Source organism: Paenibacillus sp. LPE1-1-1.1, from assembly GCF_040676435.1.
In the GTDB taxonomy this organism is placed as follows: domain Bacteria; phylum Bacillota; class Bacilli; order Paenibacillales; family Paenibacillaceae; genus Pristimantibacillus.
Map to the genome: position 1 here is coordinate 484,098 of NZ_JBEGHY010000001.1, position 15,748 is coordinate 499,845.

At 48.9% G+C, this 15,748-nt stretch carries 13 protein-coding genes; all 13 read right to left on the bottom strand.

Annotated features, from left to right (window positions below):
• Position 1 precedes the first annotated feature (1 nt).
• Positions 2–1,075: an efflux RND transporter periplasmic adaptor subunit gene (locus MRBLPE1_RS02425; RefSeq protein WP_364141054.1), complete on the bottom strand. Its 1,074-nt coding sequence runs from the start codon at positions 1,073–1,075 to the stop codon at positions 2–4.
• The gene (locus MRBLPE1_RS02430; protein ID WP_364141057.1) at positions 1,041–1,772 is read right to left on the bottom strand and encodes an ABC transporter ATP-binding protein; all 732 of its coding nucleotides are present in this window, start codon (positions 1,770–1,772) and stop codon (positions 1,041–1,043) included. Before MRBLPE1_RS02430 ends, MRBLPE1_RS02425 begins: the two co-directional genes overlap by 35 nt.
• Before the next feature lie 177 nt (positions 1,773–1,949).
• Entirely contained in the window at positions 1,950–3,677 is a 1,728-nt protein-coding gene (locus tag MRBLPE1_RS02435; RefSeq protein ID WP_364141060.1) for a methyl-accepting chemotaxis protein, read from the bottom strand.
• 178 nt (positions 3,678–3,855) lie between these two features.
• Positions 3,856–4,503 carry an orotate phosphoribosyltransferase gene (gene pyrE / locus MRBLPE1_RS02440; RefSeq protein ID WP_364141063.1) on the bottom strand — a complete coding sequence of 216 codons (648 nt, stop codon included), beginning with the start codon at positions 4,501–4,503 and terminating at the stop codon, positions 3,856–3,858.
• The gene (pyrF, locus tag MRBLPE1_RS02445) at positions 4,496–5,233 is read right to left on the bottom strand and encodes an orotidine-5'-phosphate decarboxylase (RefSeq protein WP_364141066.1); all 738 of its coding nucleotides are present in this window, start codon (positions 5,231–5,233) and stop codon (positions 4,496–4,498) included. The genes pyrE and pyrF overlap by 8 nt, the downstream gene beginning before the upstream one ends.
• A 138-nt stretch (positions 5,234–5,371) precedes the next feature.
• Complete coding sequence (carB, locus tag MRBLPE1_RS02450; protein WP_364141069.1) at positions 5,372–8,596, bottom strand: carbamoyl-phosphate synthase large subunit; 3,225 nt, start codon at positions 8,594–8,596, stop codon at positions 5,372–5,374.
• Positions 8,583–9,728 (bottom strand): carbamoyl phosphate synthase small subunit, encoded by a 1,146-nt coding sequence (locus MRBLPE1_RS02455; protein WP_364141072.1) that lies wholly within the window; start codon positions 9,726–9,728, stop codon positions 8,583–8,585. The genes carB and MRBLPE1_RS02455 overlap by 14 nt, the downstream gene beginning before the upstream one ends.
• Before the next feature lie 63 nt (positions 9,729–9,791).
• Entirely contained in the window at positions 9,792–11,078 is a 1,287-nt protein-coding gene (locus MRBLPE1_RS02460; protein ID WP_364141075.1) for a dihydroorotase, read from the bottom strand.
• A gap of 43 nt (positions 11,079–11,121) precedes the next feature.
• Positions 11,122–12,021, bottom strand: a complete 900-nt coding sequence (locus MRBLPE1_RS02465; protein WP_364141078.1) for an aspartate carbamoyltransferase catalytic subunit — start codon at positions 12,019–12,021, stop codon at positions 11,122–11,124.
• Positions 12,018–12,593: a bifunctional pyr operon transcriptional regulator/uracil phosphoribosyltransferase PyrR gene (gene pyrR / locus MRBLPE1_RS02470; RefSeq protein ID WP_364141080.1), complete on the bottom strand. Its 576-nt coding sequence runs from the start codon at positions 12,591–12,593 to the stop codon at positions 12,018–12,020. Before pyrR ends, MRBLPE1_RS02465 begins: the two co-directional genes overlap by 4 nt.
• 337 nt (positions 12,594–12,930) lie before the next feature.
• Positions 12,931–14,166 (bottom strand): LL-diaminopimelate aminotransferase, encoded by a 1,236-nt coding sequence (locus tag MRBLPE1_RS02475; protein WP_364141083.1) that lies wholly within the window; start codon positions 14,164–14,166, stop codon positions 12,931–12,933.
• 118 nt (positions 14,167–14,284) lie between these two features.
• Positions 14,285–15,223, bottom strand: coding sequence for an RluA family pseudouridine synthase (locus MRBLPE1_RS02480; RefSeq protein ID WP_364141086.1), 939 nt, complete (start codon positions 15,221–15,223; stop codon positions 14,285–14,287).
• A complete protein-coding gene (lspA, locus tag MRBLPE1_RS02485) occupies positions 15,204–15,725 on the bottom strand; it encodes a signal peptidase II (protein ID WP_364141089.1) in 522 nt (173 codons plus the stop codon). Before lspA ends, MRBLPE1_RS02480 begins: the two co-directional genes overlap by 20 nt.
• Positions 15,726–15,748: the final 23 nt, after the last annotated feature.

The following is a 15,748-nucleotide window of genomic DNA, read 5'->3' on the forward strand; positions in this document are numbered from 1 at the left end:
GCTATCGACCTACTACTTTCTGCCCCGGCTTCAAACCTTGCAGGATCTCTACCTGCGTCGAGGTTTGTTGACCAACCTCTACGTCGACTTCGCGCTTGCCGTCTGCATCAATAACCTGCACATAGGTGCGGGAGCCGATAGAACGAAGCGTGGAAGGAGGAATAACAATGGCGTTTTCTGTGCGCTTCGTAATAATGTTAATGGACAGCGGCGTACCGCGATTTAAGTTTTTCGGCAAACCCTTGAGATCTACGATGAGGAAATCCTCAGGTCTCTCTGGCTTCGTTTCTCCAGGCGTTCCGCCCGTACCTCCGCCGGTATTCTGATCCTCCGTTTTCACGGGAAGCAGCTTTACTTTCCCTTTAAAGGTTCCTACATTGCTAATATTGGCATCAACCTCTAGTCCAACGGCCACTTTTTCAAGTTCCGTTTTGGTCAGCTTCGCGGCAGCCGTTATTTTGCTCGTATCAGCGACTATGGCAATCGGTGCGTACGCCTTAATGAGGTCTCCCTTCTGCACGTTGAGCGTAACGATCGTTCCGCCAAATGGCGCCTTCAAGGTAGCTTTCGCGATTTCTTCTTCCATGTCCACAAGCTTTTGCTTACGCTCTTCGAATGCAATGGATTTTTCCTCAAATTCGATAGGATCCATTTCATCCCGTCCGCGCAGCGTTTCTTTCATTGCAATTTCTTCTTTCTTGAAAGCAAGCCTCTCCATGCGAAGGGTTTTGACCAAATCGTCAACATCCAGCTCGCCGATAACCTGCCCAGCCTTAACCGTTTCTCCTGCTTTCACGTAAAGCTCTTTCAAATGCTTGCCGTCCAACGTGAAAAACAACGTTTCCTCTTCTAAAGAAATCAGCTTGCCAATAACTTGTACCTTCGTTTCAAGCGTTGCGGTCGTCACTTCATATTCCGGTTTTTTGGATATTTGAGGCGGAGCAATCTCAGGCAGTACTTCTTCTTCGTCTTCCGCGGGAAGCAATGAACACCCGCTTGCAAATACTAGGGACACGCTCATAGCAACTATCATTGAACGTTTAAATAAATTTCCCGTCCACCATTTCATAGACATGGTCGGCAACCTCCAAAATCGTAGGATCATGTGTAGTCATGCAAATTGATACTTGTTCAGTGCGAATGATATTTTGGAAAACCGCCATAATTTGTGCGGACATGCCGGAATCCAGTTCTGCGGTCGGCTCATCGGCCAGCAGCAGCATCGGCTTATGGGCAATCGCCTTCGCAATGGCGACGCGCTGCTGCTCACCGCCGGAGAGCTCGAACGGCCGGTGATTCATCCGCCGCTCCAGTCCGACTAATTCTAGGCACTGGGTCACTCTGTCCTTCCATTCCGCGCGAGGCACGCCCGCCATGCGAAGGGAGAGTTCCACGTTTTCACGGGCGGACAAAAGCGGCATAAGAGCGAAGGCTTGGAAGATAAAGCCCATGTGCTTACGCCTGACTAATGTACGCCCATCATCGCTCATACTATGAAAAGGCAAGCCGTTAAACAAGATTTCGCCTTTACTCGGTGTATCGAGCCCTCCCAAGCAATTCAGCAGCGTCGTCTTGCCTGAGCCTGATCTGCCCCTTAGCATAATTAACTGGCGTTCCTTAAGCTCCATTCGAATGCCTTTTAATACATGCAGCGGAGAACCGCCAACTTGAAATGTACGCTCTACGTCTGTAACGGTAAGTAGATTACGCCTTTCTTCAGCGGGCTCAAGCTGCGCGTCAGTCTTCTGTTCTTCTTCCTGCGGAATGGCCATCAGCGCTTCCGATCCCTCCTTAAACAACTTTCATAATTCTAATCTTACATGATAGACGAAGGACATGTTCAAAAAGTTACGTCAAAATCAAACAACTTTTTAAAACATTTTTTTATAAAAAAAAAGCTGGCGGCAGCGATTCTTTCGGATCACGCTGCAGCAGCTTTTACTTCTTTTTTATCTCACCTTAAAGTGAGAAATAGCAAGATCCAGTTCACGTACAATCTCATCCAAATGAATAGCCGCGGTAGATATATTGTCTATCAAAGCAAGCTGCTCTTCCGTCGCGGCGGCTACGCTTTCCGTTTTTTCCAGGTTCGCGGCCGCGGTTGCGGCGGTTTGCTCCATCGAGGCGCTGACCTGCTCGGAACTGGCGGACATCTGCTGCGTAATCGCGGAATTTTCGTGAATTTGCTCGCTCATTTGCGTAATGGAAGCCACGATAGTATCAAGATTTTGACGGACTTCACGAACTCGCTCGCTGCCTCGCGCCATCTCGTCTATCGTTTGGGACATGTAAGCCGACGCTCCCGCGATCTCGCTTCGCGTTTCATCGACAAGCTGATGAATCCCGTCAGCAGATGCGAGCGAGCCTGCGGCAAGCTTGCGAATCTCTCCGGCAACAACAGCAAAGCCTTTGCCGTGTTCGCCCGCGCGTGCGGCTTCAATCGATGCGTTAAGCGATAAAATATTCGTCTGATTCGCAAAGCTTGTGATGTTCTCCGCAATGAAGCCGATTTCCTTCGAACGGTGCTCCAATGTACCTATCGTGCCTGAGAGCTTGTTAATAACCGCCGTAACTTCGTCCATTTGATCAATTAATCGCAGCAGCGATTCATGGCTGAGATCCGCTTGCTCTGAAGTGGCGGTCGATTTGTCGGCAATCGAAGACGTATTCTCTGCAATGCGCTGAATGCCGATCGTCATTTCCTCGATTGCCCGGGCTGTCTCCACGGCACCTCTTGCCTGTACCTCCGACCCGTTTGCCACTTCCGTAATGTTTCGCGCCACATGCTCCGCAGCGGCTGCCGATTCCTTTGATGTTATCGTCAGTTGAGCCGTCGATTTTGTTACATCTCCGGCATTTCCTGCGATTCCGCTGATAAGCTGACTCATCGTTTCGATCATATGGTCGACAGACCTTGAAATGCTGCCCAGCTCGTCTTTGCTGTATTTGCGGTCAGGAAGGACGGTTAAATCACCTTCTGCGACGCGCTGTGTTTTGAATACAACGCTTTTAATGGTCTTCATGATATGGCGTACCGTGAATATCACAGAAGCTCCCAAAACGATAGTGACTGCAATGATACCTACTAATAAGTTGAGCTGCGCTTTATCCAGTTCCGCGGTGATACCCGTAATTGTCGTATTAGCGTAAACACCAATGTTTTGACCAATTTCATCTATGCCTGACCGGCTGGTTTGAAAGTTATTATCGATTTCGGTGTTTTGAAACCTACTGGCACCGTCTCCAACTGCTTTCTCGGCTGCAGCTGTCCAGATTTCAAAATTCGTTCTAAATTCGACTAAAATCTGTTTCATGCTACGCTCAGAGTCGCCATATGCTAAGTCCAGCAGTTTTTTTTCGGATAAAATTATCTCTGCTTCGCTTACCCGCTCATCCACCTGCTTGATATTTGCTGCCAGCTCCTCACGGGCAGAATCGGTACTGATCTTATCCAAAGCGCCTGATTCTACCTTCAAATAAGCTTGATAAGCCTGGTACATATCCCGGTCGGCATTCAAGATTAACGTATCAACCTTATTCGTGGTTGCATAGATTTGTTCCGTCATATCCTCTAAAATGGTGCGCTGCTCTCCCAGCATATAAAGTCCGGTGAAAGCAAAAAACGCAAGCGGCACAATGGAGAGCATTGCCAATCGGAAACGCAAAGATAATTTCATAAATAATCTCGCCCCTTAATTCATATCGTCTACTTATATTTATCGGTGTTTCGTTAATATTAAGAAGAGCAATGATTAAAATTATTAAATTTTTAAAAATTTATTGTCGAATTCCGGACGAAAAAAAGGCGCGCTCTCCTGGATAAGAGAGCGCGCCTTTTTTTGTATGACTGGCCGGTTATTTACCGAAGGATTGAGGATCTTGTCTCCATGCCTGAAGTGTCGCCACATCATCGGAAGCAACCTTGCCCAGCTCAACAGCGGACTGAATCAATGCGCTGTAGTTGGACAACGTAGCAAGCGGTACTTGTTCGTTCTCAAATGCTTGTTTGGCGCTGTCGAACTCATAAGTGAAGATGGCAAGAACCGCCAAAACTTCTGCGCCCGCTTCTCTTACCGCCAGCGCTGCTTTGATGGAGCTTCCTCCTGTCGAGATCAAATCCTCAATGACAACGACTTTTTGGCCAGGCAGAACTTTTCCTTCGATCTGGTTTTGCTTGCCATGCCCTTTCGCTTTATCGCGAATATAAGCCATTGGCAGATTTAATTTCTGCGCAACCCAAGCCGCATGAGGAATGCCGGCCGTCGAGGTGCCTGCAATCACTTCTGCATCAGGATAGCGCTCACGGATGATTGTTGCAAAACCCTCAGCGATGAGATCGCGAATCTCAGGGTAAGTCATAGTAAGACGATTATCGCAATAAATCGGCGATTTAATGCCGGAAGTCCATGTGAAAGGATCGTTCGGTTGAAGCGCAACCGCTTCGATTTCCAGCAAGCTTTTGGCAATTTTATCAGGCAATTCGGTCAACGTTACTTTACTCATAGGAAGTCAGCTCCTCAATAATGGATTCTAGTGCCGATCTTGGGCTTGGCGCTGCTGTAATAGGACGGCCGATAACCATATAGTCAGTACCTTGACGCAATGCCTCGCTTGGCGTCATGATTCGCGATTGGTCATTGACCTCAGAGCCTGCTGGCCGAATACCCGGCGTTATCGTTTTGAAGGATGTTCCGCATGCCGCTTTTATCGCTTCTACCTCGGACGGAGATGCGACTACGCCGTCCAAACCAGCTTTTTTTGTCAGCTCCGCGTAGCGGATAACGGCTGCTTCAACAGTCCCGCTAATCCCAATCTGCTCATTTAACATGGATTGGCTCGTACTTGTCAAATGCGTAACCGCGATTACGGTAGGCTTACGAAGCCCGCTTCCGGTAAGCGCGATATCCACGCCTTCCAGCGCAGCCTCCAGCATCGCGCTTCCGCCCGCTGCGTGAACGTTGAACATATCCACGCCAAGCTTTGTCACGCTGCCGGCTCCGCCTTTTACCGTATTCGGAATATCATGCATTTTCACATCGAGAAAAACGTGGTAGCCCCGCTCTTTCAAGCTCTGCACAAAAGAAGGGCCAGCCGCGTAAAACAGCTGCATTCCAACCTTTATGTAACATGGAATACCCTGCAGTTCCGTAATCAGTCGTTCCGCTGCAGCAGCATCTGGATAATCCAGCGCGACCATAACCCGGCCAGCCGCTTGCTCCATTGTCAACTTCATCCGCGATCTCCCCATTTCTTTGTTCATTTGCATAATAAACGGCCATACGTTTGCTTCATGCTAGGCTCCTCAAGGATGTAATCCAGAGGAGCCTAGCGAAACAATTAACGCTGGCCGTACTTTTAAGCTGCGATGAGCTTATTTCTTTTGAAGCAGAACCGGCATCGAACGCGACGAGAAGTTCAACGTTTCAAGCATCACAAGCAATGCACGAACCGTATCAAGCGATGTCATACAAACAACGCCATTCTCAACCGCTTCACGACGAATCCGGAATCCGTCACGCTCAGGAGCTTTACCTTTTGTCAACGTGTTGACGACAAACTGTGCTTGCCCTTCGCGTACTAGATCTAGAATATTAGGCGAACCTTCGCTTAGCTTGTTCACAGTCGTAACGATCAAGCCGGCTTCTTCCAATACTTTCGCCGTTCCGCCTGTTGCAATGATTTTGTAGCCGAGGTTAAAGAAGCCGCGAAGCAATTCGGTTGCTTCCTCTTTATCCTTATCTGCTACGGTTGCAATGATGGCACCCGATGTCGGAATTTTCATTCCTGCGCCGATAAGGCCTTTATAAAGAGCTTTTGCATACTGCACGTCGCGTCCCATTACTTCACCCGTCGATTTCATTTCCGGAGTAAGCGTCGGATCTACGCGGCGCAGCTTCGCAAAGGAGAAGACCGGTACTTTTACTGATACGTATTCATCTTCCGGCCACAAACCTTCTACATAACCGAGGTCAGTAAGCTTAGTGCCAAGAATGGCTTTTGTCGCCAAGTTAGCCATCGGAATATTCGTAACCTTGCTCAAGAATGGAACCGTACGCGACGAACGCGGATTAACTTCGATGACATACACTTTATCTTGGTGAATGACGAACTGGATATTACAAAGCCCGATTACATTCAGTGCTTTCGTAATGCTGATCGTGATATCAACGATTTGCTGCTTAATTTCTTCCGAAAGCGATTGTGGAGGATATACCGCAATAGAGTCGCCGGAGTGAACCCCTGCGCGTTCAACATGCTCCATAATCCCTGGAATGATAACCGTTTCCCCATCGCAAATCGCGTCTACTTCTGCTTCTTTGCCAAGCATATAGCGGTCAATCAATACCGGATGCTCCGGGTTGATTTTAACGGCGACTTCCATGTAGTTCAGAAGCTCTTCATCGGAATAAACGATTTCCATTGCCCGCCCGCCTAGTACATATGAAGGACGAACAAGCACCGGGTAACCAAGACCTTGCGCAGTAACCACCGCTTCATCGACGGAGATGACCGTTTTACCTTCTGGCTGTGCAATATTCAGGCTGCGAAGCAGTGCTTCGAACTTTTTGCGGTCTTCCGCAGCGTCAATGCTCTCTAGGCTGGAACCAAGAATGCGTACGCCTGCTTTGGAAAGCGGAGCTGCCAGGTTAATCGCTGTCTGGCCGCCGAATTGCACGATAACGCCGATTGGATTTTCCTGTTCGATGACGTTCATGACATCTTCGAAAAACAGCGGTTCGAAATAAAGTCTATCCGATGTGCTGAAATCGGTGGATACCGTTTCCGGGTTGTTGTTAATAATTACGGCTTCATAGCCGGCATTTTGGATGGCCCATACAGCATGAACCGTTGAGTAATCGAACTCGATACCTTGGCCGATACGGATCGGACCAGAACCAAGCACGAGAACCTTTTGTTTGTCGGTAACCGTTACTTCATTTTCTACTTCATAAGTAGAGTAGTAGTAAGGCGTCGAAGCTTCAAATTCAGCCGCGCAAGTATCTACCATTTTGTAAACCGGCTTCAGGTTTAGTTTCACGCGCAGTGCGCGTACATCGTCTTCCGTCGTATGGCTGCCGCTTGGGAAGCCCTCTTTGCGAATCTCCGCAATCGAACGGTCAGAGAAGCCTTTGCGTTTTGCTTCATACAACGTTTGCTCAGTCAAAGTTGATTCGCTGCGCATACGATCCTCGAAAGCTACAATCTTCTCGATTTTGTCAAGGAACCACCAGTCGATATTCGTAATATCTTGAATCTCTTGAAGCTTATAACCGCGGCGGAACGCTTCCGCTACAAGGAACATGCGCTCATCATCCGGTTTCTCAAGGCGTGAACGAAGCACCGCGTCTTCTAAGGAAGATGCTTCCTTTAGGTGAATACGGTGAGCTCCGATTTCCAGCGAGCGAACCGCTTTATGGATCGATTCTTCGAATGTACGGCCGATTGCCATAACTTCTCCGGTTGCTTTCATTTGCGTACCCAGCTTACGGTTCGCGTTAACGAATTTATCAAAAGGCCAGCGCGGGATTTTCGATACGATGTAGTCGAGCGTAGGCTCGAAGCATGCATACGTTTGTCCCGTAACCGGATTTACAAGCTCATCGAGCGTATAGCCGATCGCGATTTTCGCTGCCATTTTTGCTATCGGGTAACCCGTCGCTTTTGAAGCAAGCGCTGAAGAACGGCTAACCCGCGGGTTTACTTCGATTACATAATATTGATAGCTTTGCGGATCAAGCGCGAACTGTACGTTACAGCCGCCTTCGATGTTTAGGGCACGAATGATTTTCAAGGACGCTGAACGGAGCATTTGATACTCGCGATCAGACAAGGTTTGGCTAGGCGCTACAACGATGCTATCGCCTGTGTGAACGCCAACCGGGTCAAAGTTTTCCATGTTGCAAACGACGATACAGTTGTCATTCGCATCGCGCATAACCTCGTACTCAACTTCTTTCATGCCTGCGATCGATTTCTCGATCAAGCATTGGCTGATCGGGCTGTAGCGGATTCCGGAAGCAACGGTTTCGCGGAGCTCTTCTTCATTCGCACAAATACCGCCGCCCGTGCCGCCGAGCGTGTAAGCTGGACGTACGATGATTGGGTATCCGATCGTGTTTGCAAAATTTACGGCATCCTCTACCGTTGTAACGATATCGCTGTCAGGCACAGGCTGTTCCAGCTCGCGCATCAGGTCGCGGAACAAATCGCGATCCTCTGCTTTTTCAATCGCTGTCAGCTGCGTGCCGAGCAGCTTCACGTTCTCGCGTTCAAGAACGCCGGCGCGCGCAAGCTCAACCGCCATGTTAAGACCGGTTTGGCCGCCTAGCGTTGGAAGCAAGCCATCGGGACGTTCTTGGCGGATAATTTGCGAGACGAAATCAAGTGTGATTGGTTCAATATACACTTTGTCAGCCATATTCGTATCCGTCATAATGGTAGCCGGATTACTGTTTATTAGAACAACCTCGTAGCCCTCTTCCTTGAGCGCTTGGCAAGCTTGAGTACCGGCATAGTCGAATTCCGCCGCTTGTCCGATGACAATTGGACCGGAACCGATCACGAGAATTTTTTTGAGTTCATTATTTTTGGGCATACTGAAGCTCTCCTTTCAACGTCTCCGATATCACAGCTTGACGAGGTTTTTGTGGGTTATTTTTCTTGTGCGTACGGATCATTTGCAGGAACTCATCAAACAGGTAGCTGGAATCGTATGGTCCAGGAGCTGCTTCCGGATGATATTGAACCGAGAAAGCAGGGAATGTATTATGTTTAAGTCCTTCGATCGTGCGGTCATTGTTATTAATATGCGTAACTGACAACGGCGTGTTGTTTACCGAATCCTCAAGAACCGTATAGCCGTGGTTTTGAGATGTAATGTAGCAGCGATTCGTCGCAAGCTCTTTAACCGGGTGGTTTCCGCCGCGGTGTCCGAATTTCAGCTTGGTTGTTTCAGCGCCGCATGCAAGAGCGAACAACTGGTGTCCTAAGCAAATGCCGAAGATCGGATATTCGCCGAGCAGCTCAGAAATCATTTTCACCGCGTAAGGTACATCCTTCGGATCCCCAGGGCCATTCGACAATTGAATGCCGTCAGGAGCTAGGCGGCGAATTTCGTCTGCCGTTGCATTGTGAGGTACGACAACAACATCGCAGCCGCGCTTTGTAAGCTCGCGCAGGATGCCGCTTTTTGCGCCGAAGTCAACGAGAACGATACGCTCGCCTTGGCCTGGGCTCGAGAATACGTTAGGCGTGGACGTGCGGGCTACTTGGTCTGTCATCAGCTTAGAAATGTTCAGGCGCTCAGCAAGCTCCTCGATGCGTTCATTTCCAGTAGTAATAAGGCCCTTCATCGTACCGTAGTTACGAAGCTTACGGGTAAGCATGCGAGTATCGATATCGCTGATGCCCGGAATGCCATATTCCTTAAGCAGTTGACCTAGCGAATATTGAGCGCGCCAGTTGCTTGGCACTTCTTCGTGACGGCGTACGACAAAGCCGTGTATAAACGGACGGATCGCTTCGAAATCGTCGCGTGTAATGCCGTAGTTGCCGATCAGCGGATAAGTCATCGTTACGATTTGCCCGCAGTAGGACGGATCGGATAGAACCTCTTGATATCCGGTAATTCCTGTATTAAAAACAACCTCGCCCATCATTTGCGCTTCTGCGCCGAACGAAAGGCCCGTAAACAAAGTACCGTCTTCCAACAATAATCTTGCTTGCATCCGTATCACTCCTCAGGTGTTGATTGTTCCCCATATATTAGCTTAAGTAAGTAGTTAAAATGGTTATTCCGACCAAACGACAGCGCCGTCAACGATAGTAGTTACTGGCCAGCCGCTGAGCTTCCAGCCGCCAAAAGGCGAATTGTTGCTTTTTGAAGCGAATGTGCTCGGATCTACCGAACGCTCGCTGTTCAAATCCACGATGGTCACGTCAGCAGGCGCCCCTTGCTCCAACCGTCCGGTTGGCAGGCGGAAAACCCGCGCAGGGTCTGCAGTCATACGCTGCAAGAGGAAGCCAAGCGTCCACTTGCCGGTTTGCACGAACTTGGTGTACAAGAGCGGGAATGCCGTTTCGAACCCAACGATGCCAAAAGGCGCAAGCTGTACGCCGCGAGCCTTCTCTTCCGCGCTATGCGGCGCATGGTCCGTAACGACCATATCGATCGTTCCGTCTTCTATCGCTTCAATGACCGCTTGAACATCGCGCGGCGTGCGAAGAGGAGGATTCATTTTCCAATTTGCATCATCAAGACCCGGGATATCTTCATCGGACAGCAGCAGGTGATGCGGGCAAACCTCTGCTGTTACTCTCACCCCGATTTGTTTTGCAAGCCGGATGAGGCGAACCGATTGCTCGGTGCTCACATGGCATACATGGTAATGGACGCCTGTTGCTTCCGCGAGCAAAACATCTCTTCCTACATGAATCGCTTCGGATTCATTTGGAATTCCCTTTAAGCCATGCTTACGAGAAAACTCGCCTTCCGAAGCCCATGCGCCTTCAACCAAGGTATCATCCTCGCAGTGCGCGATAATCGGCATATCCATTGATTTTGCAAGAGCCATGGCGTTTTTCATCATTTGGGCATTCTGGACGCCTACTCCGTCATCCGTAAAGCCAATGGCTCCCGCTTCCTTAAGGGAAGCAAAATCAGTCAGCTCGCGGCCCAGTTCGTTTTTGGTAATCGAAGCATATGGCAGAACCTTTACAATTCCAACCTGCTCCGCTTTGTTCGTAATGTATCGAACGGTTTCTGCCGTGTCCGTTACCGGACGGGTGTTCGGCATGCAAGCGATCGTTGTGAAGCCGCCTTTCGCAGCAGAACGTGTGCCTGTCGCGATATCTTCTTTATATTCAAAACCAGGATCGCGCAAGTGGACATGCATATCGATAAAGCCGGGTGATACTAGCTTGCCCTGCGCATCGATAACTTCTGCACTGCCCGTGTCTGGCGTTTGGGCACCGTCAATAACGGCTTCGATTTTCCCGTTTTCGATGCGGATATGCTTGCTTTCCAGGCTGCCGGAAGTTTCGTTCCATACGTTACCGTTAATAATCCATAATGACATGATTGTTTCACCCTCCGGATTCGTTCAGTCTATGTTGCCTTCGTTAGCTTAGCGCGCGTTCTACGACTGCCATGCGGATGGGTACCCCGTTTTCCATTTGCGGAAAAATGCGCGATTGCGGGTGCTCCACCAGTTCATCGTCAATTTCTACGTTACGGTTGATTGGTGCCGGGTGCATAATAATCGCATGATTTGCAAGTTTGCTTGCCCTTTCGACCGTCAAGCCGTAATGTTCGCGGTAGCTTTCGGCCGAGCTCAGCATGCCGCTTTCATGACGCTCAAGCTGTACGCGAAGCATCATGACTACATCTGATTTTAAAGCTTCATCTATAGAGACATAAGAAACATCCAGCTCGGAGGCTTGCATATTCGGCGGTGAGCAGAAGTTTACGTTCACTCCGAACTTTTGCAGCGCCCATAGGTTTGATCTTGCAACCCGGCTGTGCAGCACGTCGCCGACAATCGACACGGTCAAACCCTTAAGTTGTCCAAAATGCTTCCGCATCGTATACATATCAAGCAATGCCTGCGTTGGATGCTCATTATTGCCATCTCCGGCATTGATCAGCGGAACCTTGATTTTTGTAGCCAGCTCCGCAAGCACCCCTATCGGTTTCAAGCGGATAATGCCGACGTCGATTCCCATCGATTCGAGCGTGCGAACCGTATCGTAAATGGATTCACCCTTCTGGACGCTGGATACCGCCGCAGAGAAGTTCAGTACTTCCGTCCCAAGGCGCTTCTCGGCAACCTCGAAGGAAAAGCGGGTGCGCGTACTGTTTTCGAAAAACATGTTGGCTGCGAATTTGCCTTGCATCGTGTTGTGAACCTTGGTTGTTTGATTTTCCCAGTATGCAGCTCGATCAAGAATCGATTCAATTTCATCTTTGCTTAAATCTTTCAATCCGAGCAAACTCCGTTGTTTAAGCTGAGTCATCGTCATCCGGCTTGCCCCCTCTGGTTAATGATGGTCACCTGGTCAATTTGGTCGATTTCGGTCAATGCCACATCGATTTGCTCCTGCTTTGAGGTCGGCACGTTTTTGCCGACAAAATCAGGCCGGATGGGCAGCTCGCGGTGCCCTCTGTCTACCAGCACCGCCAATTGGATGCTTTGCGGTCGCCCGCAATCCATAAGCGCATCCATTGCCGCGCGAATCGTACGTCCGGTATACAGCACATCGTCGATCAAAATGATTCGTTTGTCTTGCACGGTGAAAGGCACGCCATCCGTATCGCCGATTGCGGCTGCTACCTCTACGTCTGCAGAGATGGCTGCTATTCGATCATCCCGGTATTGCGTAATATCCAGCTCGCTTACAAGCACCGGCCTGCCTTCAATTTCACCGATTCGCTCCGCGATCCGACGTGCAAGGTAGATACCCCGCGTTCGGATGCCTACGATTAAGCAATTGTCGATGCCTTTGTTCTTCTCTACGATTTCGTGAGCAATTCGCGTTAATGCGCGGCGAATCGCCGTTTCATCCATGATGACTAAATGCTCTTCTTCCGACATTTCCGCTGACTCCTTCCATTACCGCCCAAATGCCAGGTTGCGACAAAAAGCTCCTTGCAACAATCGCAAGGAGCTTGTGATAAGCCATAAAGAGACAGGGTACAGACCGTCGCTGCTCTCGTCACAGAGAGCAGCATCCTAGGCTGTCCTAATCTTCTCTTCTATAGGCTTGTTATTCACGCTACCTTGCCAGCCTCTCGGGACTGAGTTAAAGGTACTGCTGTATATCATAGAAATTATCCCACGTTCGACATTAGATGTCAAGTAAAAACGAATTTTTCCGCTTGTACGTAGTGTGGTCCAATCCCGATGAGCTATGCGAGGATAGCGTTGGTTATTAAAGGCTTAGTTTACGAATTCTTTCAACTGCTTTTTCCGTATTTTCACGGCTGCCGAATGCGGTAAGGCGGAAATAGCCTTGACCGCTTTGTCCGAAGCCTACGCCCGGCGTTCCAACGATGTTGGCTTCGGTTAGAAGCTTATCGAAGAATGACCAAGAGTCCATGCCGTTAGGCGTTTTCAGCCAAATGTAAGGAGCGTTGACGCCGCCGAACACTTCTAAGCCCAGGGAAGCCAATCCATCGCGGATAATCGCTGCATTGGTCATGTAGTAATCAACCAAAGATTTGATTTGCTCTTTGCCTTCCGCGGAATAAATAGCTGCAGCACCGCGCTGCGTAACGTAGGACACGCCGTTAAATTTCGTCGTGTGGCGGCGATTCCACAAATCGTTAATTAAAACTTCGTTTCCTGAAGCGTCCAGGCCTTTAAGCTCGCGAGGAACGACGGTGTATGCACAGCGTACGCCCGTGAAGCCCGCGGTTTTGGAGAAGCTACGGAATTCAATGGCTACTTCGCGAGCGCCTTCGATTTCGTAAATGCTGTGAGGCACATCCTCTTCTTGGATGAACGCCTCGTAAGCAGAATCATAAAGAATGATGCAGTTGTTAGCTTTCGCATAATCAACCCATACTTTAAGCTCTTCTTTCGTCAGGGTCATGCCCGTTGGGTTGTTCGGATAGCACAAGTAAATGATATCAACCTTACGGTCCGGCAGGCTTGGTTTGAAATCATTTTCGGCCGTGCACTCCAAGTAAGCGATGTTCTCGTAACGCTTCGTCTCTTGGTTGTACTTGCCAGAACGTCCAGCCATTACGTTTGTATCGACATATACAGGGTAAACAGGATCCTGTACTGCTACGATACTGTTTTCGCTGAAAATTTCTTGAATGTTGCCGACGTCGCATTTCGAACCGTCGCTTACGAACACTTCGTTCGAAGCAATGTCGATGCCGCGAGCTTTATAGTCATTTTCGATAATCGCATTGATTAGGAAATCATAACCTTGTTCGGGACCGTAACCGCGGAATGAACCCGGTACAGCCAGCTCGTCTACCGCGCTGTGCATGGCATTGAGAACCGCGTCCGGCAAGCCGCGCGTTACATCGCCGATTCCCAGGCTGATAATTTCGGCATTCGGATTTTCTTGAATAAATTTCGTACGGCGTTTTGCAATTTCAGAAAACAAGTAGCTGCCTTGCAGCTCCAAGTAATTTTGATTAATGGATGTCATTTCATGTCACCTATCCTTATTTTTCATTTACATCTGTTGATATTCCTTAGAATAACGCACTTCTCAGATCTAAATAATGAATAATGTCGCCAAAAGTTTGCACTTTTGCACGTTTGGCTTATCTGGACCGCAAATTGGTCAAAACATATTCGAAGTCTGCCGGCAACGGCAATTCGAATTCTAATCTTTCGCCGCTTCGCGGATGTGTGAAGCCTAATCGTGCTGCATGCAGAGCTTGTCCCTTCAAGGCTACCGTTTTATTCCGTCCATATACCGGGTCTCCGGCAAGGGGATGCCCGATGTATTTCATATGCACGCGGATTTGATGCGTACGGCCGGTTTCAAGCTGCAGCTCTACCAGCGTGTAATCGCCCAAGCGCTCCAGTACATGGAAATGGGTTACGGCATGCCTGCTGTTGCGTTCGGTTACCGTAAACAGCTTCCGGTCATTCAGATCGCGTCCGATCGGCGCATCGATCGTACCTTGATCATGAGGCAAATTACCATGAACAAGCGCGATATATTTGCGAGTAACGGAATGTTCCTTTAATTGCTCGGCAAGCGAAATATGCGCGAGATCATTTTTTGCCGCCATCAATAATCCGGTTGTATCCTTATCGATACGGTGCACAATGCCAGGTCGAATCATACCGTTGATGCCGGATAAATCTTTGCAATGGTGCATGAGAGCATTTACAAGCGTTCCCGAAGAATGTCCAGGCGCAGGATGTACGACCATGCCTCGTTTTTTGTTGATGACAATCAGATCCGAATCCTCGTATATAACCCCAAGCGGAATATTTTCAGGTACGATTGCCGCTTCCTCCGGTTCAGGGATTTGTAGAACGACATGATTGCCCTCGGCGATTTTCAGGTTTGCTTTTGCCACTTTTCCATCGACTAGAACGGCCCCAGCCTTAATCCACTCTTGTACCTGCGTCCGAGATACGGATTGCTCATCGATCATGTCCGTAACAAATTTATCTACGCGCTCGCCGGCTTGCTCCGCTTCTGCTGTCCATTCCAAAAAATCTTCATTATACAGGTTGCTGTTCATGATTGTTTTGATCCTTGTCCTCTCCATTTTGCGAACGTGCCTTGTCCTCTTTTGCCGATAACAAGGTGTCGATAAGAATTAAGGCAACACCACAGACGATTGCCGAATCTGCCACGTTAAAGATCGGGAACTCATAGCTGCCGAAATTAAATTGCAGGAAATCAACAACCTCGCCGAAACGGGCACGGTCCAGGAAATTCCCGATCGCCCCGCCAAGCACAAGTCCGAGACCAATTAACAGCCGCGGTTTTGCCGATTTACGCACCGCCTGTATGTACCAAATAATGCCTGCAACGATAAAAATAGTTATGATAATGAAAAAAACACGCTGCTCTTGCAAAATACCGAATGCCGCACCACGGTTCCGATGCGATGTAATGAGAAAAAAATTACCGATAACGCTAATTTGTTCCATGATTTCCATTTTCGATTCAATCAGTCTCTTTGTTACAAAATCAAGGATAAACACCAATACCGCTACCCAGTAATAATAAAAACGCATCGTATCACTCCTATTTTTTTGTG